Genomic DNA, 3,207 nt, shown 5'->3' with positions numbered 1-3,207 from the left:
CGCCCGCCCCGGACCTGCTCGGCGAGCAGGACCTCACCGCGGGCACCGCGCCGCCCGGGGCCGGGGACGCCCTGGACGGGGTGCTGCTGGACGGGCTGGACCTGTCGGGCGTGGACGCCACCGACGCGCGGTTCCTGGGCTGCTGGTGGCGGGACTGCCGCGCCGGCGCGGTGGTGCTGACCGGGGCGCGGTTCGTGGACTGCCGCCTCAGCGGCCTGGTGGCCACCGAGCTGGCGGCGCGGGCCTCGGCGTGGCGCGAGTGCGAGGTGGAGCAGCTGCGCGTGGGGGCGCTGTCGGCGCCCGGGGCGGTGCTGGAGCGGGTGGCGTTCACCGGTGGCCGGGTGGACTTCGCGGACCTGCGCGCCTCGGAGCTGACCGACGTGACGTTCACCGGCTGCGACCTGCGCGACGTGGACGCCACGGGCGCGCGCTGGAGCCGGGTGCGCTTCGAGGACTGCCGGCTGGGCGGGCTGGAGGTGTCCTCGGCGCGGCTGTCCGCGGTGGACGTCTCCACCAGCGCGGTGGACGCCCTCAGCGGGCTGGACGGCCTGCGCGGGCTGGTGGTGGACCAGGTGCAGCTGCTGCGGCTGGCGCCGCTGCTGGCCGCGCACCTCGGCCTCGTCGTGCTCGACTGACCCGCACGACCCGCGCGACCCGCTCGGCGCGGGCGCGGGCCCTCAGCCCTGCAGCTGGCGCAGCCAGGGGTTCGTGGCGCGCTCGCGGCCGATGGTGGTGACCGGGCCGTGGCCGGGCAGCACGTCGGTGGCGTCGTCCAGCGGCAGCACGCGCGTGGCCAGGCTGCGCCGCATCGCCCCCCCGTCGCCGCCGGGCAGGTCGGTGCGGCCGATGGAGCCGGCGAACAGGACGTCGCCGGCGAGCAGCAGGTCGCTCCGCCCCGGGCGCGCGACGCTGAACAGCGCCGAGCCCTCCGTGTGCCCGGGCGCGTGGCTGACGGTGACGTCCAGGCCGGCCAGGGCCAGGCGGGCGCCGTCGGCCACGGTGACCACGTCGTCCGGCTCGCGCCAGGTGCCCGCGCCGGAGGCGTCCAGCGCGGCGCGCAGCTGCGGACCCATCCCGGCCAGCGGGTCGCGCAGGCGGTGCGCGTCGTCGGCGTGGATGGTGGCCGCGACCCCGTGCGCGCCGCACACGGGCGTCACGGACCAGGTGTGGTCGAAGTGGCCGTGCGTCAGCAGCACCGCGGCCGGGCGCAACCGGTGCGCGCGCAGCACCTCCGCCAGCCGGTCGGCGACGTCGACGCCGGGGTCGACGACGACGCACTCCTCACCGGCGCCGGGCGCCACGACGTAGCAGTTGGTCCCCGCGACGGACGCCTCGACGGTCTGCACCAGCACACCGGGCAGCCTAGGGGCCCGCACGCGCGGACGCCCGGGGCGGCACCGCGCGGGTGCCGCCCCGGGCGTCGCCGGGAGCGCTGGGTCAGGCGGAGAACCCGATGGAGGTGTAGTCCACCGAGGCGAAGCCCTGGGCGCCGAAGTTCTGCAGCTTCTCGTTGCAGGCGGCCAGGTCGGGGCGCTGGTACATCGTCAGCGAGTGGACCTCCTTCCAGATCGCCGTGTCGAGGGCGTTGCCCGCCGCGACCTTCTCGGCGGGGTCGAGCGCCGCGATCGCGGCGGTGATGGCGGCGTCCACCTCGGGCGAGCTGACGCGGCCGTAGTTCTGCCGGACGTCGTCGCCGGTCACGGACTGGTAGATCGACTGCCCGCTGCTGACGGGGAACGGGGTGCCGAGCCAGGTGAAGATGACCAGGTCGAAGTCACCGACGTTGACGTAGCGCTCGAAGAAGTCGGCGCTGGGCACCGCCTGGATCTGCCCCTCGACCCCGGCCTCCTGGAGCATGCCCTGGATGAGCTCGGACTCCTGCTGCGCGGAGGAGACGCCGGAGGGGATGACGATGCGCAGGGACAGGCGCTGGCCGTCCTTGGCGCGCACGCCGTCCGCGCCGGGCACCCAGCCCAGCGCGTCCAGCTCCGCGCCCGCCGCGGCGGCGTCACCGGTGGTGAGGTCGCCGGCGTTGGCCTCGTAGCCGTCCTGGTTGGTCATGAACACGTGGTTGTCCAGCGGCGCAGGGGTGCCGCCGAGGGGGCCGAGCAGGGCCTTGGCGATGGTCGGCCGGTCGATCGCGCGGGCCACGGCGTGCCGCACCGCGACGTCGGAGAGCAGCGCCGAGGCGCCGTTGAAGGTGACGTGGCGGTAGTTCGGGCCGCCGGCGCGGCGCACCTGCACACCCGGCAGGCCGGTGGCGCGCTGGTAGTTGCTCGCGCTGGCACCGAGGTCGACGTAGTCGACCTCGCCGTTGGCCAGGGCGTCGACCTGCGCGTCGGGGTCCAGGACGCGGTAGGTGATGCGCTCCAGCTTGGGGGCGCGGCCCCACCACTTCGGGTCCGGCACGAGGCTGATGGTCTGCGCGGCCTGGTCGATGCTCTCGAGGGTGAAGGGGCCGGCGGTCACCGGCATCTTCTCGATCCAGCCCTCGTTGAACACCGCGGGGTCGTCGTTGGTGCTCGCCGGGTACAGCGGGTCGAAGATGCCTTGCCAGTCGCCGTAGGTCTGGGCGAACGTGACGACGGCCTGCTTCTCGTCGGCGCCCTGGGTCACGTCGGCGACCTGGTCGTAGCCGTTGGAGGCGGCGATCGTGTACGCGGGGTTCGTGCCGTTGTTCGCCTTCCACTGCGCGATGAAGTCCGCGGCGGTGATGGGCGTGCCGTCCGACCAGGTGGCGTCGGGGTTGATGGTGTACGTCACCACCTGCGGGTTCTCGCTGGTCAGCTCGATGGAGGTGAAGTAGTCCTCGTTGACCGTCGGCTCGGCACCCGCGGAGAACGCGAACGGGCGCGGCAGGCACGCGTAGATGACGTCCGCGTTGTCCCCGAGGGCACCGTCGAGCTGGCCGTAGTTGAAGTTCGTCGGGATCTGCGACAGCGGCCAGCGGAACTCCCCGCCGGCGGCGACCTGGTCGTAGTCGACCGGGTTCACCTCGTTCGTGGTCGCGGCGGCCGGCTCGGCGGCACCGCCGCCGGACCCGCCGCTGCCGCCGGACCCGCCGCTGCACGCGGCCAGCGCGAGGGCGGCTCCGCCGGCGGTCCCGGCCGCCAGCACCGAGCGCCGCGTGAGCGCCGGGGTCGTCGTCGCGTTCATGGTGGTTCTCCTCGTGGGTCGTGCCCGGGTGGTGCTCGGGTGGTGCGGGGT

3 protein-coding genes are annotated in these 3,207 nt (G+C 74.8%); 1 reads left to right on the top strand and 2 read right to left on the bottom strand.

The annotated features are described in order from the left end of the window. On the top strand, positions 1 to 635 hold a 635-nt coding region (locus tag GTR00_RS17655; protein WP_166612888.1), incomplete at its 5' end, for a pentapeptide repeat-containing protein. 42 nt (positions 636 to 677) lie between these two features. On the opposite strand, the gene GTR00_RS17650 is transcribed toward GTR00_RS17655, so the two are convergent. Together GTR00_RS17650 and GTR00_RS17645 are read right to left on the bottom strand one after the other, a co-directional pair. Next, complete coding sequence (locus tag GTR00_RS17650) at positions 678 to 1,352, bottom strand: MBL fold metallo-hydrolase (RefSeq protein WP_166612887.1); 675 nt, start codon at positions 1,350 to 1,352, stop codon at positions 678 to 680. Positions 1,353 to 1,437: 85 nt separating this feature from the next. Then, on the bottom strand, positions 1,438 to 3,156 hold the full coding sequence (locus GTR00_RS17645) for an ABC transporter family substrate-binding protein (protein WP_166612886.1): 1,719 nt from the start codon (positions 3,154 to 3,156) through the stop codon (positions 1,438 to 1,440). Between the last annotated feature and the right edge of the window lie 51 nt (positions 3,157 to 3,207).

It is taken from the genome of Kineococcus indalonis (assembly GCF_009906395.1).
GTDB classification, from domain to species: Bacteria; Actinomycetota; Actinomycetes; order Actinomycetales; family Kineococcaceae; genus Kineococcus; species Kineococcus indalonis.
Note: the sequence above shows the minus strand (reverse complement) of the source record. Positions and strands in the feature narration are given on the sequence as shown.

Coding starts and splice junctions, on each gene's coding strand:
- GTR00_RS17645 (WP_166612886.1), bottom strand. CDS start 3,156: ATGAACGCGACGACGACCCCGGCGCTCACGCGGCGCTCGGTGCTGGCG.